This window comes from Phormidium sp. CCY1219, from assembly GCF_055795085.1.
On record NZ_JAYFEQ010000899.1, the window covers coordinates 1 to 24,285 of the forward strand.

A 24,285-nucleotide genomic window follows, 5' to 3' on the forward strand; every position below is an offset into this window, starting at 1 on the left:
CGCTTATCGGGATAGTTTTTCCATCCCTGGGGTTGGACTAGGGATAAAAAACTATTGCGCTTATCGGGATAGTTTTTTTCCACCGATCGCGTGGTGGTGGTGAAATATAGCAGGTCTCTTTCTTGATGTGGCACGCAGCCGAATAGTCCCAACCGCGCTTGCACCTCCGAAGTAAAAAATTCGTTACCTCACCCATATGAGAACTGCTATATCGTCTCGGGGACAGAAAGTCTATCTGGATAAGTACGAACGCGATCGCCCACACTCTGCGCGCGGGTGGGGCGGCGTCGTTTCCGTCGCGATCGACGGTGGGGGGCAGGGGGAACCCGCCGAGATAAGCGGACAGACTCGACTAGGGTTTTTTGCATTCTCTTAACCGATATTATCGTTGTTTGTCAAGATGTTTTTCGCCAAATTTGTGTAAATTTTCTTAACAATATTGTCTCGGGATAATGTTTTCAATTTCACTGAACTTAACTGGCTCGAGCTTCACTTAAATCCCGAGGGTCTGTGGAGTTTACCGCATCGCGGAAATAGAACTATAATTAAAACGCAGGTTCGTCAAAAAGCAGAGACGAAACGAACACAATAGTCTAACCCATTGCTGTTGTTTATGGCAAAATTTTATGATGGAAAACTTGAACTTATATGATACCTTACGAGTCAGTCCCAAAGCTTCTAACGCAGAAATCAAACAATCGTATCGGCGGTTAGTCAAGCTATTCCACCCAGATAGCAATAGCCAGACGGCAGATCCGGAAGAAATTGTCCGGATTAATGCCGCTTACGAGGTATTGGGAGACCCGCAGCGCCGCAAGTTCTACGATCGCAAACGGGGAGCGGCGCGATCGCAAATCCAGACGCAAGGGCAAAGGCGCAACCCAGGCCCTCAAAATAACCCGCGTTCCTATCGTTCCACCGCCCCGAATCTGGACGCACAACTACAACAATGGCTCAAACAAGTCTATCACCCAGTCGATCGCATCCTCGGTCAAATTTTGTACTCCCTAGAAGATGAAATCGATCGCCTTTCTGCCGACCCCTTTGACGACGAATTAATGGGCGACTTTCAGGACTATTTAGAAACCTCTAGAGACTTTCTAGAACAAGCACAGGGGTCCTTTCAGTCGAAGCGAAATCCCGCCAATGTTGCCAGTGCGGCGGCGCATCTTTACTATTGTCTCGATCGCGTCAAAGATGGCATTGAAGAATTAGAATTTTTTACCCTCAATTACGACGAACACTACCTCCATACCGGTCAAGAACTCTTTAGAATCGCCGCCGGTTTGCGTCAAGAAGCCCAAGAAGCGATTCAACATATGTTTAAATAACCCGGAATCCAGCTTTCGCAAAACGGATTCCGGATCTGCTAGGGTCACGCCCCAGTGTTCCATCACCTACAGGAAAACCGCACCGCCCTCACGGGTAGGGTGGGCAACTCGTTGCCCACCCTACTGCTAGTGATTAATGGGACAAGTGGCGTAAGTCCTAACCTATTTCACGCGAGCGACGATCGCCCGGTGGCGGGGAGTAGTCGCGGCGATCGCGGGCGTCTGGAAACCGGCGGCGGCAATTTCTTTAGCCATATCCAGACCAAAATAACAATCCAAATATGGCTCCGTACTTTTGAGCAAGGTTAAAACATACGGCGGCATCTTCGCATAAACTTCCGACTTCGGGTTCATGTCCATAATCGCCAAATGTCCCCCCGGACGAAGCAACCGCCGCGCCTCGCGAAAGATTTGCCGCGACGCCTCTTGCGGCAATTCGTGGAACATCAGACAAGCAGACACTAAATCAAAAGAATTTTCTGGCAACCCAGTGGATTCAGCAGGCGCATGAACCCAGGGGATGTCCCGGTGGCGCTGCTGCGATCGATACTGAGCCACGGCGAGAAAATAGGGAGATAAATCCACCCCAGTACAGTTCGCCTCGGGATAAACCTCCTGCAATGCAAAGGTACTCATCCCCACAGAACACCCTAAATCCACAATATCCCGGGGTGCTTCAGGGACTCGTTCCTTTAACACCTGATGGTAACTGTTGCGAAGTTTCGCATCCCCTTGGGCACCGGCGGAAGGCCAAATAGTCGCATGAACCGCCCGCGCCGCCACTTCCACTTCCGTAGCGGCTTCCCAACTTAAGTTACCGCGATCGTAAGCATGAAACGAACATAAGTAATATTCGGGATATTTTAACTCGGGATTGCAAACCCGGGCAAACTCCTCATCCCAGTTGCGTTCTGCCAGTTCTTGCGCTTGTTTGCGCCAAGGCACGCCTATTTTTTCGGCTCGCTTTATCATCATCTGTCGCGCTTGATGTTTGGCGAAGTTGGCTAAAGGTTTGATGGCGAGCACTCCATTCACCATCCGGGAGGCGAATCCGGGTTGAGTCGATGCAGCAGCAGTCATTCCAGGGGGTTCGATTTACTCGTTGACGTCAAGGGATAGTTTAGCCGATGTGGGGGTCGGTTTTTTGCCGCTCGAGTCCCCAGGGTTCGGGGAAAATCACCCCCCTACATCGTCAATGGCTCAGGGGTTGGTCAGTTCTTTGGTCTTTTTCAGGGAAAAGAGCATGTGGGTCTCGTACTGGGTGGGGTCTGACCAGGTGCCCGTGACGCCGATACCGCGAATCGAATTGAGCATAGCTTGGGTCTCGGGGGGAATTTGAGTGCCCACAAACAGGGGTAAGGCGTTGAATGCGTTGAGGAATTTCTCCATTTCTAAATAGAAGTAACCCTGGTTGGGGTTGGGTAAGGAGTCGGCGATCGCCCGAAAATTGGGGTTTTCCTGGATCGAGGCGGTGGGGGGAGTGGCGATCGCATCTACCATCGGTCCGCCGATCGCGAGAAACAGGGAGTCGTCATCGAGCCACCCATGTCCCAGTAATGCCCCTTGCATGGGGATTTTCCATTCCCGCACCAGCACCCCATTTACGGTTCTCGAACTGATGGAGACGGGAAAGGGTAACAGGTTGCGCCCGATCGCATCGAGTTTGGCGAGGGTGGCTTCTGCTGTGGCGCGATCGCTGGTTTCCAACACCACTACGCCGCCAAATCCCAATTGCCCCAACAATCCCTGCTGGGATGAAATCAGTCCCGCCGCAAATTCCCCATCTATCCAACGGAAAATATCGCGATCGGCGTTCAGGTTGGCGGCGGCGAAGGCTTGGCGGATGAGCGTTACCGCCCCGGCGAGTTCTGGCTGAACTTCGGTTTGAGCCACCAGGGCGGTCCAACTGTTGGCGAGGTTTTCACCACTGACAAAGGCGAGGGTCTCGGCGGGAAAGCGATCGAGAATTTGGCCGGCGGCGGCGGGCTGCGACTCGAACCATTGCGGATCGATCTCGGTTCGCACTCGCACGCGCAAGCCGACATCTTCTACACCCACCGCGATGCTGGCGGATTTCACGGTTTGTATGGGGGAGACAACTGAGGTGCGATCGCCGATCTGCCGTTGCAATTGTTTTATCCCCTCGCTATAGTCGGGAATGTAAAAATTGGCGATCGCATCTCCTGCATTCTCCCCAGAGGCGAGTTGTTTCGCTGCGGCGGGAATTGAAGCAAAAGAAGGTTCGCCTAAATGGGTGTCGATCGCGGTTTCTAAGGTGCTTCGATTCCCCGACAGGAGCAATTTGTTCTCTAACATTGTCTGATACAGAGGGGTTCCCATCGGGGAAATTATCTCGGCTAACTCTACTCCTTTATAGTTAAATACCTGTCGTTTAACGTCTTGTTTTGATTTGAAGTTGCGGGCAAATAGCCACGCCCGCAGCTTGTTTTTAATTTCTACCACCATCAGATAATTGGGTTGGGAGATTAGGGGTGCCTCGCTGGTGGTGGTTGAGGGTACCCAGGCGAGGGTGATGTTTCCCACCCAAGGTTGCAAATCGGTTTCGTAATCGAGATTGTGTTGGCTGAGCAGTTGGGTTTCCAGGTTTTGCAGGCGGCGGGCGATCGCCCCACGGGCTGCAGGGGTGCCAAACTGCTGGAATTTCGACCACCGTTGCGAATCGGTGATGAAATAAGCCGCCATCACGGCTTCATCGGGAATTACTTTGGCGCTTTCGAGTGGCTCCGATTTCCAAGAAAAAGTGCCTCGCAAGTAAAAATAACCAAAAGCAACACCAGCCGCCGCGATCGCGGCAATGACCAAACGACTCGGGTTTTTTCTGGAAAACATTTTAATCTAAATGTGACGAGTTCTTTTAGGATAACTAGATTTTCTCCGTGACGCGATCGCCTGGGCGCGCCACAACCAGGTTCCCCCTCAGGCTCCTTCTCTCCAAAATTTTTCCTCCACCCGCCGATTTAATCTCCATTCCCAACCATTCGCCTGCCCAATTTCCGCCAACGCTCCGCCGCGTTTACTTATCTTTACACTTTCACCCCACTTTTACGCCCCTCCCACTTCAATCTCTGCTACCTCCCCACCGACAATTGCCGCAAATTAGACAATATTTCTTATCTATTTTTTACCCAAATCAACGGCTAAAGCATTTTACTTCATTAATCGGTAAAGCCACATTTTCCTCCCTGAATAGTGGGGGCGATGAGTTAAAAATCGCAACACTCCTATCATCGGCAATGTTCTCTAAACTTAGATTGCTGCTTTATTTTTAATTCGTTGTTTTAAGGATATTTTTGTTGATAAAAAGTTGAGTTATAAATAAACTATTAAAATTCAGAAAAGTTCTTAAAAGTATTTTAAAAATATTAATTGAACTCAGATTTTCTTTGAAAAAATAGAGGAAAAATATTTGATTGAAATATAAGAATGGAGGAAAAAGTTATTCTTGCCACAAGTGGATAGCTATCTAGGTTGTAGAAATCAATGAAGAAAAATACCAGGAATATACTCGGTCACAACTTTAGGGGTTAATGAGGAAATAGAAACCTAGCGGCTTTTTAAACAGCAGTATTGCCAAAATAATAGCACCCAAAAAAATAGATTAATTGTTTGCAAGCAATAACAAAAGAGCGCTATAAAAAATAAATAATACAGCTTTCGCCAACACGGGGGGGAAAGGGTCAAGGGTGATAACGTGGCGACATTAAACCGATTGATGGGTGAAAAAATTTGAGTGGAGTCCTCCCCTCTAAATGGAGTGAACCGGGTGGGTGAGCAGCGGGGGGTGAAATTGGGCGCAATCTTGGCGGTGAAAACCGAAGGCACTGGTGCGGTTACAGAGCAAGTCCAGGGCAGCAGCGGGGAAGTTGAGATCGCCTTCCTTCCTGGGGAAACAACCGGAGGAGACTTGGATCCGCGAGATCTGGCTGAATCCGAAAGCCGATACCGAGGAACTGCTCAACGGGTTGCGGATAATGGCAGAGGCGGCAGTGGTGGATGAGAGTCAGTGGATGAGTTGGGCGAATCAACTGGCATTGCAGCTTGCACAGGAGTGGGCAGGGACTTGTGAATCCGGGGGGCGATCGGGAGATAACGGTTAGGGTTGACAGTTTCGGAGGGGCGATCGCAATTTACATTGCCTAGCTATATAGGGGTTTTCTGAGACTAAAAGGAAAACTTATGATTTGAATTTGAAATTACTTGGCAGATCTATGTAGAGCGATCGCAAATTTCTGGAAATTTTAAGATAAACTTAAGCCCATAGAGATTCGGGTCTGAATAGATCTCGATCTATGGGAAGTGCTGCGGGACAGGTATTCGCCGAATACCTGGGCTGCAGGGGTGTAGCGCTACACCCTCGCTTTCTTCAACTTTTAACCGATTTCACTTATCACAATCACCACTCCCCCCGCCAGGGGAGACGGAAGGAGGTATTTATGGCAGCAAATTTCTCTCGCAATGTCTCGTCGGAACTGTCTGTACACTGTCGGCGCTTCCGCCGCCGACTCTATTGTAATTCCAAGTAGAAACAAACAGCAACAACTGCCCGGGGATTGGACATCCGGGGGGGAACACAAAGACGTCTGTCTTCACGGCCTATAAAGATTTATCTATAGAAATCAATTGGAATGATTATATCTTCATCTCTGATTGGCCGTGTTTCCCACAGTGTGCATCTCGTTTGCGGCTTTGGAGGTGAGTAAAATGGCGTTTAACCTGAATGGCTTTAACTTTAATCCCTCGGTGCTGGATGCTTTGGCTCGTGCGGTGTTGAGCGATGCCGACATCATCAACCGGGCTAATCTGGGCGCTCAGTCGATGCCTTCACCGAATGCACACCATTTTCCGTTGCTGAAGCGCTACAGAAGGACCGCTTTTCATGTGAGTGGGCACCCGAAAACACTTTCCCAAATGCATCGATCGAATTTTACGAACCAATTGCTGGTAAACTATGTCCTCAACAAGACATTGCCAATGAATCAATAGAGATTAGCGCGCTCGGCAAGCGCTCGCCGGAGCGAAATCTTATTTTCCCGCACAAGACGCACCGGGATGCAGATGCATTCTTCGTGGCGCGTTGACTCGCTGCTAACCCGGATGCGTGGAGCCAGCCAAACAGGATTTGAGGCCATGCTTGCCTGCGGTCCTGACGCCTAATATCTGATTAAGGAGGAATTACACAGTGGATTTTTTGCTTGAGTTCTTGACGCGCTTCTTTGATAAGTTGCAGTCTCCGACACTTGGCTTTCTGATTGGTGGTATGGTCATTGCCGCCCTCAATAGCCGACTGCAAATTCCAGATTCGGTCTATAAGTTCATCGTCTTCATGCTGCTTATGAGAGTCGGCCTGAAGGGCGGCATTGCGATCCGCCAGTCCAATCTCGCGGAGATGCTGTTGCCCGCACTGTTCGCTGCGGTAATCGGGATTGTTATCGTGTTCATCGCGCGCCACACGTTGGCCAGACTGCCGAAAATCATAACCGTTGATGCCATTGCGACCGGGGGTTTGTTCGGTGCCGTGAGTGGCTCTACCCTCGCTGCCGGCCTGACAATGCTGGAATCGGAAGGCATGCAGTACGAGGCTTGGGCCGCCGCACTCTATCCCTTTATGGACATCCCAGCGCTCGTGACTGCGATCGTCTTGGCCAGCATTTATACTAGCAAGCAAAAGTCTCTCAGCAAGCAGGAGTCTCTCAGCAAGGAGGAGTATCTCAGCAAGCAGGCAGTTGCCGCAGGCGACTATCCCAGCAAGCCGGAGTATCCCACCAGCAGACAGGAGTATCGCAGCCAGCAGCGAGGTAGCGAAGGCAAGGGGGTCGAGATCTGGCCGATCGTGAAGGAAAGCCTCCAGGGTTCTGCCCTATCGGCACTGCTGCTCGGCATCGTTCTAGGCATAATCACCCGGCCCGACAGTGTCTATGAGAGCTTCTTCAATCCCGGCTTTCGCGGCCTGCTTTCGGTACTGATGCTGGTCATGGGTATGGAGGCCTGGTCAAGAATCGGCGAACTCCGCAAGGTGGCTCAGTGGTACGTCGTATATGCCTTTGTGGCACCCCTGCTGCATGGACTCATTGGCTTCGGTCTCGGCTATATTGCCCACATCACCACGGGATTCAGCCCTGGCGGCGTCGTTATCCTGGCCGTCATCGCCGCCTCCAGTTCAGACATCTCAGGGCCGCCCACGTTACGAGCTGGCATTCCCAAAGCCAATCCCTCCGCCTACATCGGCTCGTCCACAGCCGTCGGCACGCCGGTTGCGCTTGCCGTGGGAATACCGCTCTTCATCGGACTCGCCCAGGCGATGATGGGCAGCTGATCCAAGACGGGTTGCGCTCTGCCGATGCTCCCCTAGCTCGGCAGACCAACGCGGCGGCTATTTTCTCATCGCGTTGGGCATCCTCGTCTAATTTCACATCTTCCAGCCCACTTTCCGCACCTTAACTGTCAAATCCCGGAACCTAAATGGGTAAAATGTTTACTATAATTAGGTTTTGGGCTTTTTTTTATTTCCCTAAACTGCCCCTCATCTATTGTCAATAATGGTAGTTTACTGAAAATATACGAATGAGCTAACTGTGGCAAACTGCATCATGATTTCGTAGCCATATCCACCCTCGCCACTTGAAGCTGCGGAAAGTGGATTTGAACTCCTTGAGGAGGAAGAGGCGAAACTGAGCTACTGCATCCATTCCCTATCAACAATCACTTCTGAGAAGTTGGAAGGAAAATGGCTAATCCCTGGATGAGGCCAGGGCGATCGCCCTGGCCTGGTTTTTGATTCTCTACTGCACCAGCACGGTCTGTGGGCTTATGGGGAAATTGGTGACAAGTTTGTTTATGCCCTGGGGACCTGCAAGGGCATTCTCGCGCTTGATAGGTATCTTTACTGATTGGTGCTGATTAATGAGCCATCATACGGTGGCGGGCAAGTGCCCGCCGCTACGGAAACACCTGTCAGAAATTCACCTGTGAATGGAGAGTGTCTCAAAGACAGAGACTGGGCCGCTCAAACCTGATATTGATGTCGAACAGAAGACAAACATCTATGCTTTCGCTTTGAACGATATTGTTAAGTTTATCTTAGATTTGCTGCAACGACCACATTTTAATCAAAGTTGGTGAAGGAGCCTTGATTCTTTCGCGATCGGCGCACAAGCTGTCAGCGGCCCAAAGCCCACATCCAGATAGAGGTTTTCCAGAGCGTGACGAGCGATCGCTGCCGATTTAAGCGACCAAATCTTTTCGATCCGCTTGTACTGGTTGAGCAAGTAGATAATTTCCCAGCGCAGGCTGTAATAGCTGGGATGCTCCACCACGTCGATGGGTTTGTGGGGGCGAGGAATGTCCACATCCAGGACCGGACCGATGTTGGCACCCGGACCATTGGTGAGCATGACAATGCGATCGCTCAGCAGCACCGCCTCGTCCACATCGTGGCTCCCCATAATGGCGGTGACGCTTGCACCACGAGCAAAAATTGCTGCACCAATATTGGGCTTATAGGTAAAAAAGCTCACTTAGCCAGGGTCGAGTTCCCCTGGTTGACCCTGGGGCAGGGCGTGCAAAAAAGTCCCCCTCACCCCCGTTTGGCAGGCCAGCAGTTCCCTGCGATCGGGAACGGCAACGCCAGCCAAGGTCCACATGCCACCTAACCAAGCCAACGCGCTAACAAGAACGATTTTGGCTCCAGGTCGAGGGACTTGAATCGCCGCGACGGTGCCCCCCCTGCCGCCGCCGACCACTCAAACATCTGCGGTGGGGGAGGCTTCATTGGTGGTCATAGCGCCAAAAAGAAGGATAAGTGTTTTTTATAAAATGCTTCGGCTAATTTGAGTCAATCTTTCTCAACAGAGGGTAATGGATTCGCCGATCTTTGGCATAATCTTTAAATATATGGTTCAAGGCAAAACCATAGAGTATTGCGTTGAATTGTCGCGACAAAACACATCAAGAGGTAACTCACATGACCCAGCAAGCCAGTAAGCTCGTCATCGTCACGGAAAAGTTGCTGCTGAAAAAGATCGCCAAGATCATCGACGCAGCCGGAGCCACCGGTTATACGGTGGTGGCCGCTGGCGGTAAAGGCAGTCGCAACGTGCGCTCGTCGGGACAACCTACCGTTAGCGACAGCTACTCGAATATAAAAATCGAGGTGCTCACCGCCAATCGAGATATGGCTTTGAAGATTTCGGATGAGGTCGCAGACCAGTTTTTCGACGATTATTCGGGCATCACCTATCTCTGTGACGCGGAGATACTGCGCGCGCACAGCAGGTTCTGACTCAAAACCGCAGCAATTCTCATTTTGACAAAAAGCTGTTCGGCGCACTGGGAATCTCGGTATTGTCAGCAAGGGTGCAAACCTTTGCATGCACATTTATTGGGGGGGAAGCGGAGCCTCGGGAGGGACGTTCCCAGGCGATCGCCTGGGAACGAGTTAACTCGTGCAAATTATTTTGCATAAGTGCTTAATAACATCTGAGAGATCCAAGAAAGCTAGAGCGATTGCAAGAACGGGGTTTGTTCAAAACCATCGTCGGTTCGTTTCGCCAGCGTTTGTCGTCCCTATCGGACAAACGCACAGGCCAAAATACCCGCTATGGGATAAAGGATGCCGCTGTTGAGCGCTTAAGCGCGTGTTCTTCACCCGAACCCGGGGGGTGGGGGGTTGCAATTGAACAGCAATGCACGTTAAGCCCACAAAGCTTACAGGCATTACATTCTAGCCATCAGACTCATTCGGGTCATTCGGGTTGCGTAGAGGAGGAAGTTCTCCTCTGTTCAAATGTTGAGCTAAGGCAAACTGGTAACGCCCCAACATATTGATAGGTTTGTGTCCTAATGGTGAGAGGCGCGATAGCTCCTCTTTTTTCACTTCATACCTCTGGTTATGCAGATGCCTTAAGGCAGCATCCATATAGCAGGTATTCTACAAAACCAGTGCATTCACGAGTAATCCCAGTGGGCCTCATGGGTCTTCTTGGCGATCGCCATTGTCAAAATAGCGCAAGCTATGGGGCTTAATATTTAGCTCCATAGCTTGCGCTATCGGGTCACTATCGCTCATCCCACAAGCTCCAAATCCTCCCAGGGCATTGATGCTGCCCCCTTTCCGGGTATCCTCAACCAGATACACCTTTTGCCCCTGTAGGAATTGACAAAGGGTTCCCCGTCACAATAAACTAGAGGGCGATCGCCCCATTCAGGTTTTCCATTCTGGCTCGTTACTCGCATTAACACTCCATGAACGACCGGGTGCAGATCGTTGAGTTCTCCATCGATATCTCCCAATCTGCACCCTGACTCGGAGTTCTCCACAAGCATATTGCCTCTCGCTTCCAAGCTTTCTGTTAGGCGGTTCTCGGACGCTTTCCACTCATCCGTGTGGTGTCTGCCAAAACCGATCCGATAGTGGCGTTTGCCGTCGATCGTTTTTGCCACCGACACCCCTCGCCCCACTTTTTTCCAGCGCCATCGGAGAGCTTTTATTGGAGCCTTTCTTTCCATTCTTTCCATTTATGCCGGTGGATTGGCACTGCGACCTCATCGTTAGGATCCAGCGTTTGCACTCTCGAATGAATGATGCACCCCACACTGGGTCATTCTTAATTCCAGGCAACTGACGCTTGATGCCCTGTTTGAATGCGGCACAGTTATCCTCCCAAAATGCCTCCATGTTGCTGGACATTTCTTGCGCTTCAGCATCAGTTAAATCCCGCGCTTCATAGATTTGTTTGGCTTCCACCTCTTTAATTTCTTTTGTAATGGCGGCGTTGTAGAGTTTTACTTTTGCGTTCGATTTCTCTGCTTCTTCTACAATTATCACTCCATTGTGTTGTAGCAATTTATCGAGACAATCCGCTAAATAAATATGCTCAAAGTTGGATCGTGCTAATGCTTCTCCGGCGGCGATCGCGGCGGGCAAGCTATGGAAATTGTTATTCCGTTAGTGCTGGCACCGGAATCATATAAATTTTGAATGCAGAAACTCAAAATTTGCCGCTTAAGGTAGTTGAGATTTATGCCGCTAAAACCATCGAAATCCAGGCAAATCTGGCGATAGAGATACTCAGGTATCGAAACGTCAAACCCTCTCTCAGCCCGCAGCAAAAATTTTTAGAAGATGCGGAAGTTCATTAATCGGGAGACCAAAATTTCTCTCAAAGAAGAGTGTGGAGACGCTGGTTTGAAAATGGCAACAGTCCTCTCATCGGCGATTTTCTCTAAAATTAGATCTCAATTCTAGTCAGGTGATGTTATCTAGATAACAGTTTGCCGTGACTTCTATTGGTTATACTGAAACCAGGAGCGTTTACCCATTGTCTGAGAGGATATTTTCGCTCCCATCAATCTAGCTCAAAGGGAAATTTTAGGGAACAGGGGACAATCGGTTGATGGGAATAGAAAAATGGAGGTAAAAGTTAGTTCTGCCTCAGGTGGATAGCTATCTAGCCTGTAGAAATCAATGAGGAGAAGCACCAGTAATGAACCCGGTCAAAATTTTAGTGGTTGATGATGAAATAGAACTAGAGCGGTTGATTAAACAGCGGTTCCGCAAAAAAATCCGTGCCAAGCAATTAGAGTTTGTGTTTGCGGATAATGGCAAAAAAGCGTTAGAAAAAATAAAATCGGAAGACAGCATCAGTTTGGTGTTAACCGATATCAATATGCCAGAAATGGATGGGCTGACCTTACTAGAAAAGCTGCGAGAAATTGACGACACTCTAAAGGCGGTGGTGGTGTCGGCGTATGGGGACATGAAAAATATTAGAACAGCGATGAATCGAGGGGCGTGTGACTTCGTAACCAAGCCGATTGATTTCCAGGATTTAGGGCTGACTATCGAGAAAACCCTGGAAGATGTGAAAAAAATGCGAGACAACATTAATCAGTTGCAAGAAGCACAGGCTAAACTGGTGCAGAGTGAAAAAATGTCCGCTTTGGGTCAATTGGTGGCTGGGGTAGCGCATGAAATTAATAATCCGGTGGGGTTTATTGCGGGAAATATCGCTCATGCGGAAGAAGCGATCGCGGATATGATAGAACACATCAAACTCTATCAAAAGCACTACCGAGATCCAGTGGCGGAAATCTCGGAAAATGCAGCGGCGATCGACTTAGATTACGTGATGGAAGACTTGCCGCAACTGATTGATTCCATGAAACATGGAAGCGATCGCATTAAAAATATTAGCACCTCATTAAGAACCTTTTCCCGTTCCGATACTGACACCACAGTGCCTTTTAATATCCATGAAGGCATCGACAGCACCTTGATGATTCTCAAATATCGGCTAAAAGCGAACGAACATCGTCCCGCCATTGAAGTCATTAAAGATTACGACGAGTTACTGCCGGTTCTTTGCTACCCGGGACAACTGAATCAAGTGTTTATGAATTTACTCAGTAATGCCATTGATGCTTTAGACTTAGCCAGTAGCAATAAAGAAGAAAAATCAGGTTTAAGCGAAAATAAAATTGTTATTAAAACCCGCTTTATTTCCGGCAAAAGCGCAAAAGACAATAGCTGTTATTTTCCCAGGGTGGCGATTTCTATAAAAGACAATGGTCCGGGAATTCCCCCGGCGGTTCAAGAGCGGATGTTTGACCATCTATTTACCACGAAATCGGTGGGAAAAGGAACGGGACTGGGACTTTATATTTCTCGTCAAATTGTGACAGAAAGACACCAGGGAAAGATTCAGTGCATTTCCCATCCTGGAGAAGGAGCCGAATTTATCGTCGAAATTCCCGGGCAAAACACTGAGTCAAGTTGACATAATTTTTACCCCTTTCAACCCAAAGTAGGATGCAGCTTTGATGGGATAAGAATAAACATAAACCCAGACAGGGAAGGGATAAAAAATTGCATCAAACGCCAAACATCCGGGTAGTTTATTAACCGTTAATTTTAGATAAAAATTACCTTATTTTCTTGCAGTTTATTCTTATAAAAATCTTGGTTATGAATTTACTCAATGACTCTGGGAAAAGCTTAAAACTACGCCGAAAAATTCCCCTGCGCCTCGTGCTCGTGGTGCCATTTGTCCTGCAAATTTTTGCTGCAGTTGGGTTAACGGGGTGGCTGGCGTTGCGAAACGGACAAAAAGCGGTAAATGATGTGGCTTCCCAATTGCAGCGCGAAGTCAGCGCCCGCATCGAACAGCACCTCGAAACCTATCTAGAAACGCCTTATTTAGTGAATCAAAACATTATCAATGCTATAGATTTAGGGTGGTTGAATATTGACGAACCGCGTAGCATGGAGCGTTTTTTCTGGAAACAACTGCAGTTATTCGAGACGGTGAGTTATATTCAGGTTGGCAATGAGCAGCAAGAATTTCTGGGATTTGAACGTCTGGGAAATGGCCAGTTTCATATTGAAATTGTCGATCGCGAAACCGGATATGACTTCTATAGCTATTTGAGCGATCGCGAGGGTCATAGAACCACTAACATCGTGAAAGTCTCGCCCAACTACGATCCGCGAATTCGCCCCTGGTATCTCGCCCCAGCGCGGGCGGAAAAGCCAGTTTGGAGCGAAGTTTATTCTTATTTTCACGAACCAACCCTTACCATTACCCACGGAATGCCCCTTTACGACGATCGCGGTAATCTGGAGGGGATTGTGGCCACGGATTTGATTTTAATCCATATCAATGACTTTTTACATCGCTTAAAAATCGGCCAATCCGGTCAAACCTTTATTATGGAACGGGACGGATCGTTCGTTGCCACTTCCACCAAAGAAAAACCCTTTATTTCTTCCCCAAATACCGATGTAATCCAACGGATTGCAGCCACCGAAAGTGAGGATAAATTAACGCGAAGTACGGCTGTTTTTTTGACCCAACGTTTTGGCGATTTGCACAACATTAAGCGTGCCAAGCAACTCAGTTTTAACATAAACGGACGCAAACAGTTTGTGCAAATTACGCCTTTTTCCGACAAATGGGGTCTTGACTGGTTGATTGTGGTGGTAGTTCCAGAAGCCGACTTTATGGGGCAAATTAATGCCAACACTCGCAGCACCATTTTACTCTGCGCGATCGCCTTAGCGGTAGCTACGGGAGTGGGCATTTTTACCTCGCGCTGGATTGCGGTACCCATCTGTCGATTATCCGCAGCTTCTCGCGCCTTTGCCAAGGGCAAATTAACCAAAAAAGTAGAACGCAGCACTATCGCAGAACTCGAAATTCTCGGCCAATCTTTTAACCAAATGGCCGCCCAATTAAAAGACTCCTTTAACGAACTAGAATGGCGCGTAGACGAACGAACTCGAGAGCTGAAAAAAGCCAAAGAAATCGCCGACACCGCCAACCAAGCTAAAAGCGAATTCCTGGCCAATATGAGTCACGAACTTCGCACGCCCTTGAATGGAATTCTCGGGTACGCGCAAATTTTGCGCCAAGATAAAACCCTGGGAGATAAACATCAGCATAGCATTAACATTATGCACCAGTGCGGCACTCATTTACTGACCTTAATTAACGATATTCTAGACCTCTCGAAAATCGAAGCCCGCAAACTGGAACTGCACCCCACAGACATCTATTTTCCCTCTTTTCTGCAAGGAGTTGCGGAAATTTGTCGCATCAAAGCCGAACAAAAAGGCATTCGCTTTTCCTTTGCACCCACCCCGGGACTTCCCGAAGGGGTTCGCGCTGACGAAAAACGCTTGCGGCAAGTGTTAATTAACCTGTTGGGAAATGCGATTAAATTTACGGACTCCGGCGAGGTTATTTTTACCGTAAACAGTAGCGAAATCCAGCCCTCCCGGCATAAAATTTGTTTTGAAATCTGCGATACCGGGGTGGGAATGACTGAGGAACAAATTGAGAAGATATTTTCGCCGTTTGAACAAGTGGGAACGCTGAAACGACAGGCAGAAGGAACCGGATTGGGGTTAACGATATCGCAAAAAATTGTGGCCATGATGGGGAGTGAAATTGCGGTGTCAAGTCAGCCGAATGTGGGGAGTACCTTTTGGTTTGAGGTGGAATTAACTGAAGCGCGAGAGTGGATGGAAGCGGCCCGAATCAGCGATCGCGGTAAAATTATCGGCGTGGAAGGTAAAGCGCCAAAAATTCTGGTGGTGGATGATAAATGGGAAAATCGTTCGGTATTGATGAGTCTGCTGAAACCTTTGGGGTTTGAAGTGGAAGCGGCGGTGAATGGCAAGGAAGGGTTAGAAAAAATTGTAGAATGGCACCCGGATGGGATAATTACAGATTTAGTGATGCCGGTGATGGATGGGTTTGAATTCATTCGCCACATTCGCGAGAGTGAAGAGCTAAAAGGAATGGTAATTATTGTGTCTTCGGCGAGTGTATTTGACAGCGATCGCCATCAAAGTATTGAGGCGGGTGGGGATGATTTTCTCGCCAAACCAGTGCAGGCGGATGAGTTGCGCGGTTTGTTAGAAAATCATTTAAACTTATCTTGGAAGTACGAGCGATCGCCGGCATCTGAATTGCCCGAGGATTCCCCGCCGGATTCATCGCCCAAGGCAAGTTCCGATTTGCTACCGCCACCGATGGAAGAACTGGAAATTTTATTCGATTTAGCCCAAAAAGGTCGCGTGATTAAAATTCAAGAACGCGCCGAAGCGTTAGCACAAAACGAAGAAAAATTGAAACCGTTTGCTCGGCAGCTAATAACGTTGGCACGCGACTTTAAAATTCAAAAAATTCGTCAGTTTATTGGCGATTATTTGTTGTAAAAATAGAAAGTGGGATGGTGCATTTTGATAACGAATGAATCTAATTTAATTTTAATTGTGGATGATAATCCAACCAACTTGTCAGTGATTGCCAGTACCCTGACGAACAATGGCTTTGAAATTGCAGTAGAAGCGGATGGAGAAAGCGCGATCGCGCAAGTGGAGCTAAATCCGCCGGATTTAATCTTGCTGGATGTGAAAATGCCGGGAATTGATGGATTTGAAACCTGCGATCGCTTAAAAAAAAATCCCCAAACCCAAGATATTCCGGTGATTTTTATGACTGCCCTTTCGGAAACCACCGATAAAGTCAAAGGTTTTTCTTTAGGAGCAGTTGATTATATCACTAAACCGTTTCAGCAAGAAGAAGTCCTCGCCCGGGTCAGACTTCACTTGCGATTGCGCTCGTTAACCAAGACCTTGGAACGACAAAATCTCCAGCTCAAAGAGGAAATTCAACAGCGAGTAAAAACCGAAGCGGAATTACAAACTACCCTCCAACAACTTCAATCGGCTCAAAATCAAATTGTTGCTCAAGAAAAACTGGCCTTTTTGGGGTCGCTCACTGCCGGCATTGCCCATGAAATTAGAAATCCCCTGAATTTTGTAACCAATTTTGCGGAAGGTTCGGTAGAGCTAACCGAGGAACTGGTAGAAGAAATTGAAAGTCAAGCCGAGAGCCTAGAGGCAGATACTTTCGAGAATATTACCGAAATATTAAACGATTTAAAAGAAAATTCCGAGTCCATCGCACGCCACGGAAAAAGAGCCGAAAGAATTATTTCTGACATGCTCATGCACGCTCGCCACGACCCAAGCGAACGCCAACGCAGCGATATTAATGTGATTCTAGCCGATGCGGTGAAATTAGGCTATCATGGAATGCGAGCCAAAGATAGTTCGTTTAATGTAACCATTACAACCGAATATGATGAGTCGATTGCACAAATGCCTTTAGTCCCGCCAAGTTTATCTCGAGCGTTTATTAATATCATTGCCAATTCCTGTTATGCCTTGCGGGATAAACAGACAAAAGTGGGCGACTCCTTTACTCCCACCCTTTCGGTAAAAACGGCAAATTTGGGGGACTGGGTAGAAATCCGGATTGCCGATAATGGACCGGGAATTGCAGCGGAACATCTGTCACAAATTTTCAATCCGTTTTTTACCACGAAACCGCCCACGGAAGGCACGGGGTTGGGTTTATCTCTGACCCACGAGATTATCGTAGGGCAGCACCAAGGGGACATCAAAGTGGAAAGCGATCGCGATCGGGGCACAGAATTTATCATTTCTCTGCCAAAAAACATGGGCACCAGTTAAAGTCGCTCGGGAGTGGGGAAAAGGAATAAAATATGGTGGCTAAAATTTTAGTCGTTGATGATGAGCTTGAATTAGAGCGCTTGATTCTCCAACGATTTAAAAAAAATATTCGGAACCAAAAATTTGAGTTTATTTTTGCCCGCAATGGCAAAGAAGCGCTCGAAACCCTCGCCCATGAGGTTCCCCCCGTGGATACCATCTTAACCGACTTACGAATGCCGGAAATGGATGGCTTAATCTTGCTCGATCGCATTAAAGAAATTGACGAAACCCTGAAAGCTGTGGTGGTTTCGGCTTATGGAGATATGGTCAATATTAGAACGGCAATGAATCGCGGCGCGTTCGATTTTTTAACGAAACCCATTGATTTTCGCGATTTAGAAATTACGATTAATAAAACCGTGGAATTTGTCACGGAAACGCGCAAAAATCGGCAACAGTTGCGACAAGTCCGCGATCGCCTGCATCAGCGCGCCTATTCTGATGAACTGACGGGATTAGCCAATCGCAACGCTTTTCTCGATCGCCTCCAGGTTTGTGTAGACCAATTTGCCGAAAATCCCGAGGGTTTATTTGCGGTTTTGTTTCTGGAATTGTGCCGCTATCGAATGGTAAAATATAGCTTCGGTCATGGATTGAGCGATCGCCTGTTAATTGCCACCGCCAAGCGCCTCAAAACTTGCCTGCGATCGACCGATGTATTAGCGCGATTGGGAGCCGATGAGTTTGCGATTTTATTGCAGAACATCCGGGACGATCGCGAGGTGCAATCAATCGCCGATCGCATCCATGAGGCGATGAAATCCCCTTTCCATCTGGATGGTTCGCTCCTGTTTTCCGGGGTCAATATTGGCATCGCTCTGGGCAATTTGGGTTCGACTCAGCCGGCGGATTTTTTGCAATCCGCAGATACGGCGATGCACTATGCAAAAGATCCGGGCAATTCTCCCACGGCTTTCTTCGTTCCCGCGATGCAAGAAAACGCCCTGTGGCGATTGCAATTAGAAAGCGAACTACAACAGGCGATCGCCCAAGAAGAATTGCATCTTAATTATCAGCCGATTATTTTCCTCCCCAATCATTCGGTTTCCGGGTTTGAAGCCCTGGTGCGATGGCGACATCCGCAGCGCGGGCGAGTCTTTCCTTCGGAGTTTATTCCCCTCGCGGAAGAAACCGGTTTGATTGTCCCCTTGGATAACTGGGTGTTGTGGCGCGCGGGGGAACAGTTAAACCGTTGGCGATCGCAATTTCCCCAATTTTGGCCGTTGAGCATCAGTGTCAATCTCTCTGAAATCGAACTCTCTCATCCTTCCTACTTGGCGTTAATCGACCGCATTTTAACCGAAAATTTCTTAAGCGGCTGTTCCTTAAAAATCGAAATTACCGAACGAACTTTAATGCAGCAATCCAGCCAAATTAATAATTTAATTAGCCAATTAAAAACCCGGGGAATCCAGTTATGTATTGATGACTTTGGCACCGGTTATTCCTGTTTGGCCTATCTCCACCGTCTGCCCCTGGATATTATCAAAATCGACCGCAGTTTTATCAATGGAATGGAAACCGATTCCAAAAAATTAGATATCGTGAAAACCATTCTGACCTTGGCTGAGACTTTGGGATTCCAGGCGATCGCCGAGGGGGTGGAAACCGCAGCGCAACTCACCCTGCTGCGATCGCTCGGATGCCCCTACGCCCAGGGATATTTGTTCTCTAAACCCCTTGAAGAACCGGCAGTTGCATCGTTTTTAACGGCTTTTTCTTCTGAGTGAAATTCAAGTTATTGGTCATTGGTCATTGGTCATTGATTATTGGTTTATCGTTTATGTCAAGTTGACAATCTAGAATAGAAGAGCTTGGGGAAAGCGTCGGTGCGATCGCGGCTAATTTGCGGGGTGAAACCATGCCAGGGGAGGAGGGAAAGTGCGCGAGACGCTCGCAAGATGGACTCCTCGGCGGCAACGGATTTAGGGTAGGTCAGAGGCGATCGGCCTCGTGCTAAACTTTTAGGGTACCCAAAACTGTTGTTATTTGAAGCAACATTCAAGGGAAATTTAGAAATAGCGACGGGATATTTTCTTGCATATAGAGATTAAAAAATGGAAAGTTTCACTGACCTTACCGAATCTTTAACCGCAGCGCCATAAATCTCAACAGAAGCTTTAAAATAAGACAGAGTTATCAACGATAGTATAAAAAAAACCGTTTTCGAGAGTAAAATTGTAATGGCGGCCAATGGCACTGAGGCAACAGATGAGTAGAATTCAGTTTAATGTAGACAATTCCACAGTAGATGGGAGAGAACAAACTGGAGTAGGTTCGGCAGAGAGTCCATTTTTTGAGTTAGCAGAGGATGTTCTTTGCGTGATTGATTTTGCGGGTCAGATTCAGCAACTAAACCCGGTAGGAGAGGAGATTTTAGGGGAGAGCGCAGCCCAAATCCGGGGCAAACCCTTGCTGGAATGGGTTCATCCGGAGGATAGAACCGCCATGGGAGAGCAAATCGAGAAACTGCAAGCGGGAAGGGAAGCGATCGCCTTTGAAAATCGTATTTGCGGCCCAGACAATTCCCAGCGGAGATTTTCCTGGAAAGCCACATCGAGACCCCAGGAAGAATTAATTTACGCCATTGGGAGAGAAATAGAAGCCGCGATCGCCACCGCCCAACCCAGCAGCGCGCCCTCGCCGCCGAAATCCGCCACCGAAGAACCGAGGCAATTTTTCAATCTGGGTTTAGATTTATTTGCCATTTTCGGGTTTGACGGCTATCTCAAAAGCGTCAACCCCGCTTGGGAAAACACCCTGGGATTTAGCCAATCCGAATTGCTGACCAAACCCTTTATTGACTTCGTGCATCCCGAAGATCATAGTGCCACCCTCAGTGAATATATCAAGCTGCTGCAGGGGGTAAAAAGCGTCTCATTTGAGAATCGGTATAAGTGCAAAGATGGGTCTTATAAATGGCTGCGGTGGACTGCCAATCCGGTGGTAGACAAACAGAAAATTTATGCGATTGCCCACGACATCAGCGATCGCAAAATTGCCGAAGTCGAAGCCGAGTGCGCCTATGAAGACACGCGACGGTTTCTTGGCGACCTTGAAAGGAAATTACAAAGCCGTTCTTTAGCGTTTAGCAATGCCATTCACAAACTGCAAAACGAAGTAGCAGAGCGACGGCAAGTCGAAGAAGAACTGCAAAAAGAACGAGAATTTTTAAAAGCATTACTCAATAGTGTAGACGCCGGAATTATCGCTTGCGACGCCGAGGGAAACATTACCTTATTTAATCGAGCCACGCGAGAATTTTATGGCTTGCCCGACTCAGCGCTGTCGCCATCGGAGTGGTCGAATTATTATGAGTTGTACTATCCCGAGGAAACCACACCGATTTCTGAGGATGAAATGCCCTTACTTCGGGCACTGAATGGAGAAGCGATCGCCGGCGAGCAAATGGCGATCGTCCCCAAACAGGGTAAAACCAGAATCGTCCTCGCCAGTGGCGAAGCTATTTTTGACGCTGAAGGCCAGAAATTAGGGGCAATGATTGTCCTGCACGACATCACCGAAAGCCAACAAAAACAGCAAGCGCTCAGCGAATCTTCCCGGGAGAAAAACGAGCTGATTGCCTCTTTGCAAGCGCAAGCGGAACAGCTACAACAGACATTGCAACAACTGCAACGCACTCAAACCCAGCTCATTCAAAGCGAAAAAATGTCCAGTCTCGGACAACTGGTGGCGGGGGTTGCCCATGAAATTAACAATCCCGTGAATTTCATTTATGGCAATATCGCTCATGCTAATGATTACCTGCGCGATTTGCTAGAATTGTTGAGCCTTTACCAACAGCATTACCCCAATCCGGTGTCCGAAATTGAAGAACTCGAAGAAGATATCGATTTGAGTTTTTTGCGATTGGATCTGCCAAAACTCCTCGATTCGATGAAAGTAGGAGCCGAAAGAATTCGTCAGATCGTGCAATCTCTGCGAAACTTCTCCCGTCTCAACGAAGCGCAAATGAAGCGCGTAAATTTGCACGAAGGGTTAGACAGTACCTTGCTCGTTGTGGAGAATCGCTTCAAAGATGAAGCGGGAAATGCACTGATTAAAGTGGTGAAAGAATACAGCGATTTGCCCAAAGTCGAGTGCTATCCCAGTCAGCTTAATCAAGGGATTTTGAATATTTTAAACAACGCGATCGATGCCTTCGAGTCGGTTGTCTCTAGTCATTCGTCATCGGTAACAGGTTTCAATGACCAAGGACAAATGACCAATCACCAAGGACAAATGACCATTCAGATTCGCACGGAAGTGGTGAGCGATCGCTTCGCAGTGATTCGGATTCAGGACAACGGCCCGGGAATGTCGCCAGAAGTCAAAGAGAAAATTTTCAATCCCTTTTTCACCACCAAACCGGTGGGGAAAGGAACGGGTTTGGGCTTATCTGTGGCCTATCAAATTATTGTCAACAAACATGGGGGCGTGTTAAATTGTTATTCCGAACTCGGACATGGAACGGAGTTTGTGATTCACCTGCCCATTCACCAGCCTAATTATACCTAGTTTTGCCAGAATTAGGGAGTTATATGGAATCCGGTTGAAATTAGGTCAGAAAAGCCCCGAACCTTTGTAGGGTTCCGGACTTTTCTGAGAAGGGGATTACCAAGGAGAGCCAATCAAAGTAAAAGAGGCCCAAAAATAGGGATGAGACAGACGGCGATCGCCGAATCGGGCTGCAATTTCTGGAGGCAATTCTAATTCCTCCCCGGTAACGCGCAAGCGTCCCTCCTTTACAGTCACTTCGCCGCGAAGCATAGCAAGCTGAGCTTGTCTGAGGGCTTCAGCTTTAATCGTTTTGTCTTGCGTTCTCAGGTGCCGATAAAACTCGCTCATCAGGGCCAACGTGCCATCATCATCCACTTGCCACAAACTGGCCAAAACCGATTTTACCCCCATTTTCACGGCTAAGCCGGCAAATCCCAATTCCGCATCTTGATTGCCCACCGCAGTTTCGCAAGCACTCAGAACCAACAATTCTACGGTACCCTTTTCAAAGCCCAAATGCGGGATTTCATCAAACGGAACTTGTCGGTTCCAAAATTGGATGTAAGACTCGCCCCGAATCTCGTCGGAACGGTTTTGGGGAGTATCTACCGAACTGGAAAACTTCACGTGAGTGGCCAAATGAATGATATCAAACGATTCCCTTTCCCGTTGCTCGCGTAAATTCTCCGGAGTAAATTCTTCATTCAAGAAATACTCAGCCCCTTTAAACTTTTTCCCAATAAACGATAACTCCAAGGGCACCGCATTTAAGCGTTCGATCGCCGGATTTTTAAATTCCGAAGCTCCCATTGCCAGCACCCGACTATTATTGAGATTTTTATACCGTGCATCGGTTAAGGTAACACTGGGAATCAATCCGAGACGATACTTTTCGATTAAAAATTGTTCGCCATCGTGCAGTGCTGCCAACGGAATGCCGCGCAATCCGGCATCCAAAGAAAACATCAACAAATCAACATTGCGCCCTTGTAATTCCGCTTCAATCGGAGCAATCAACCATTGATACAGTTGCACCGCCGCGCTCAAATAGCTATTGGTGTTAGTTTTGTGTGGATTGGTGATTTCCGAAAGCAATTCGGTCACTTTCCCCCGCAAGGCGCTGCGGGAGGCGGCGGGAATGCTGCGAGTGATGGGCAAACCTTCTGGGGTAATGACCACCAGTTGCAATTCTTGGGGATGAGCGATCGCATACACCACCGCCGGATTGAGATTCGTTTCCCTTGCCACCCCGGCGAGGGATTCGCGCAGATTCACCACCGAGAGCGCTTCCTGGGGTAACGTCACCCCCAAAGAGGCGGAAAATTCCCGGGTGCGGAGGGTTTCAATATGCGGTACGGATAGATTTGCCGAGGCGCGCGGTTGGGATGCAGGGGCGATCGCAGGGGGTGCAGATGCACTGGCCCTGGTGGGTGCCTCTGGAGTCACCGAGGTTTGGGAGTTTAGGGGAGTGACAGGGGAGGCACTGACCCGGGGCGCGATCGCCGGGATATCTGCCGCATCGGAAACCGCCGGGGGCGCACTTGCCTCTGCGGATGGACTCTCCGGCAATTGCACCGGCGTCGCTACGGAAGAATTCTCCACCGCCTCCATCTCGATCCGCACCTCCGGCACCTCCGGATCCACCGGTTCGGACCATCCTTCTATCTCTCGGCGCGCTATCTCGGGACTGATGATTTTCGGTATTTCCTCAGTGGGTGTCGCCGAGGCGGTGTTATCCGGGGCGGGAATGTCTGAACTTGCCGATTGCCCTTCGGAAACGCTCACCGGTTGCGCGGAGGAGTCTTCCACGGCGATCGGTGTCTGGGGCAGATCGGGGGCGGGCATATCCGGCGGCGCGATCGGCAAAACGGGACGATCCGACTCTGGCGGTTCACTCGCCATCGATTCGCCAATCATCGGCGCTTCGGGATTGACAATTGGTTCCGGCGGCGTCCCTGTTTCTGCATTCGGCGCGGGTTCTGCCACCTGGGGCGCTTCATCCCTGTCGGGTACTGGCGAAAGTTCAACCTCTGGGGTGTCAGACTCGGCAACCGGAACTTCATCTCGGGCGATCGGTGTGCCTGAAGTTTCCTCAGATTCCGTGGGTTCTTCTACTGACGTGGGAGTGGATTGAGGTTCTTCCAATCTCGCCACTGGTATCGGTTGCTCCTCTTCCTGTGTCCGACCCTCCTTATCCCCGTTCTGTGCGGGGTTGGCAGTTTCTCGGGGTTGCGACTCGCTGGGTTGTTCTGTGGTGGAATTGTCGGAATTGTCGGTTTGTTCTGACTCGGTAGGTTGTTCTGGGGTGGAATTGTCGGAATTTTCGGTTTGTTCTGACTCGGTAGGTTG

Annotated in this window: 19 protein-coding genes and 2 pseudogenes; 12 read left to right on the forward strand and 9 right to left on the reverse strand. The window is 48.7% G+C overall.

The features are described from left to right. Positions 1 to 206: 206 nt before the first annotated feature. Complete coding sequence (locus tag AC0QH1_RS29555; RefSeq protein ID WP_324635029.1) at positions 207 to 368, reverse strand: hypothetical protein; 162 nt, start codon at positions 366 to 368, stop codon at positions 207 to 209. 258 nt (positions 369 to 626) lie between these two features. Here AC0QH1_RS29555 and AC0QH1_RS29560 point away from each other — a divergent pair, with 258 nt between their 5' ends. Beyond that, complete coding sequence (locus AC0QH1_RS29560; protein ID WP_324635030.1) at positions 627 to 1,331, forward strand: J domain-containing protein; 705 nt, start codon at positions 627 to 629, stop codon at positions 1,329 to 1,331. A 162-nt stretch (positions 1,332 to 1,493) separates the two neighbouring features. On the opposite strand, the gene AC0QH1_RS29565 is transcribed toward AC0QH1_RS29560, so the two are convergent. Continuing rightward, on the reverse strand, positions 1,494 to 2,411 hold the full coding sequence (locus AC0QH1_RS29565) for a class I SAM-dependent methyltransferase (protein WP_324635031.1): 918 nt from the start codon (positions 2,409 to 2,411) through the stop codon (positions 1,494 to 1,496). Between the two features lie 120 nt (positions 2,412 to 2,531). Then, entirely contained in the window at positions 2,532 to 4,181 is a 1,650-nt protein-coding gene (locus AC0QH1_RS29570; protein ID WP_324635032.1) for a DUF3352 domain-containing protein, read from the reverse strand. 995 nt (positions 4,182 to 5,176) lie between these two features. On the opposite strand from AC0QH1_RS29570, the gene AC0QH1_RS29575 reads away from it, so the two are divergent. From AC0QH1_RS29575 to AC0QH1_RS29585, 3 genes and pseudogenes are all read left to right on the forward strand, one after another. Continuing rightward, positions 5,177 to 5,449, forward strand: coding sequence for a hypothetical protein (locus AC0QH1_RS29575; protein WP_324635033.1), 273 nt, complete (start codon positions 5,177 to 5,179; stop codon positions 5,447 to 5,449). 550 nt (positions 5,450 to 5,999) lie between these two features. Next, positions 6,000 to 6,200, forward strand: a pseudogene (locus tag AC0QH1_RS29580) (Photosystem Q(B) protein 1); the annotation flags it as partial. Positions 6,201 to 6,531: 331 nt separating this feature from the next. Continuing rightward, positions 6,532 to 7,665: a sodium-dependent bicarbonate transport family permease gene (locus AC0QH1_RS29585; RefSeq protein ID WP_324635034.1), complete on the forward strand. Its 1,134-nt coding sequence runs from the start codon at positions 6,532 to 6,534 to the stop codon at positions 7,663 to 7,665. A 793-nt stretch (positions 7,666 to 8,458) separates the two neighbouring features. On the opposite strand, the gene AC0QH1_RS29590 is transcribed toward AC0QH1_RS29585, so the two are convergent. After that, positions 8,459 to 8,866 (reverse strand): hypothetical protein, encoded by a 408-nt coding sequence (locus AC0QH1_RS29590; protein WP_324635035.1) that lies wholly within the window; start codon positions 8,864 to 8,866, stop codon positions 8,459 to 8,461. Continuing rightward, positions 8,867 to 9,091, reverse strand: coding sequence for an FAD-dependent oxidoreductase (locus tag AC0QH1_RS29595; protein WP_324635036.1), 225 nt, complete (start codon positions 9,089 to 9,091; stop codon positions 8,867 to 8,869). A gap of 221 nt (positions 9,092 to 9,312) precedes the next feature. On the opposite strand from AC0QH1_RS29595, the gene AC0QH1_RS29600 reads away from it, so the two are divergent. Beyond that, positions 9,313 to 9,630 carry a P-II family nitrogen regulator gene (locus AC0QH1_RS29600; RefSeq protein WP_324635037.1) on the forward strand — a complete coding sequence of 106 codons (318 nt, stop codon included), beginning with the start codon at positions 9,313 to 9,315 and terminating at the stop codon, positions 9,628 to 9,630. Positions 9,631 to 9,881: 251 nt separating this feature from the next. Beyond that, positions 9,882 to 10,003: pseudogene (locus AC0QH1_RS29605) on the forward strand (ISNCY-like element ISAtsp9 family transposase); the annotation flags it as partial. A 68-nt stretch (positions 10,004 to 10,071) separates the two neighbouring features. On the opposite strand, the gene AC0QH1_RS29610 reads toward AC0QH1_RS29605, so the two are convergent. The 3 genes from AC0QH1_RS29610 to AC0QH1_RS29620 all read right to left on the reverse strand — a co-directional run bounded on the left by AC0QH1_RS29610 (position 10,072) and on the right by AC0QH1_RS29620 (position 11,274). Then, positions 10,072 to 10,266 (reverse strand): hypothetical protein, encoded by a 195-nt coding sequence (locus AC0QH1_RS29610; protein WP_442957389.1) that lies wholly within the window; start codon positions 10,264 to 10,266, stop codon positions 10,072 to 10,074. 51 nt (positions 10,267 to 10,317) lie between these two features. Further along, on the reverse strand, positions 10,318 to 10,485 hold the full coding sequence (locus AC0QH1_RS29615) for a hypothetical protein (protein ID WP_324635038.1): 168 nt from the start codon (positions 10,483 to 10,485) through the stop codon (positions 10,318 to 10,320). Positions 10,486 to 10,725: 240 nt separating this feature from the next. Beyond that, entirely contained in the window at positions 10,726 to 11,274 is a 549-nt protein-coding gene (locus AC0QH1_RS29620; RefSeq protein ID WP_324635039.1) for a hypothetical protein, read from the reverse strand. A gap of 50 nt (positions 11,275 to 11,324) precedes the next feature. Here AC0QH1_RS29620 and AC0QH1_RS29625 point away from each other — a divergent pair, with 50 nt between their 5' ends. The 6 genes from AC0QH1_RS29625 to AC0QH1_RS29650 all read left to right on the forward strand — a co-directional run bounded on the left by AC0QH1_RS29625 (position 11,325) and on the right by AC0QH1_RS29650 (position 21,954). Beyond that, complete coding sequence (locus AC0QH1_RS29625; protein WP_324635040.1) at positions 11,325 to 11,489, forward strand: hypothetical protein; 165 nt, start codon at positions 11,325 to 11,327, stop codon at positions 11,487 to 11,489. 344 nt (positions 11,490 to 11,833) lie between these two features. Continuing rightward, complete coding sequence (locus AC0QH1_RS29630; protein ID WP_324635041.1) at positions 11,834 to 13,126, forward strand: hybrid sensor histidine kinase/response regulator; 1,293 nt, start codon at positions 11,834 to 11,836, stop codon at positions 13,124 to 13,126. Positions 13,127 to 13,314: 188 nt separating this feature from the next. Then, complete coding sequence (locus AC0QH1_RS29635) at positions 13,315 to 16,071, forward strand: hybrid sensor histidine kinase/response regulator (protein ID WP_324635042.1); 2,757 nt, start codon at positions 13,315 to 13,317, stop codon at positions 16,069 to 16,071. A gap of 24 nt (positions 16,072 to 16,095) precedes the next feature. After that, entirely contained in the window at positions 16,096 to 17,394 is a 1,299-nt protein-coding gene (locus AC0QH1_RS29640) for a hybrid sensor histidine kinase/response regulator (RefSeq protein ID WP_324635043.1), read from the forward strand. A 32-nt stretch (positions 17,395 to 17,426) separates the two neighbouring features. Then, positions 17,427 to 19,166, forward strand: coding sequence for a putative bifunctional diguanylate cyclase/phosphodiesterase (locus tag AC0QH1_RS29645; protein ID WP_324635044.1), 1,740 nt, complete (start codon positions 17,427 to 17,429; stop codon positions 19,164 to 19,166). A 481-nt stretch (positions 19,167 to 19,647) separates the two neighbouring features. Next, positions 19,648 to 21,954 (forward strand): PAS domain S-box protein, encoded by a 2,307-nt coding sequence (locus AC0QH1_RS29650; RefSeq protein WP_324635045.1) that lies wholly within the window; start codon positions 19,648 to 19,650, stop codon positions 21,952 to 21,954. A gap of 96 nt (positions 21,955 to 22,050) precedes the next feature. Here AC0QH1_RS29650 and AC0QH1_RS29655 read toward each other — a convergent pair. Next, positions 22,051 to 24,285: CHAT domain-containing protein (locus AC0QH1_RS29655; protein ID WP_324635046.1), on the reverse strand; the 2,235-nt coding region annotated here is incomplete at its 5' end.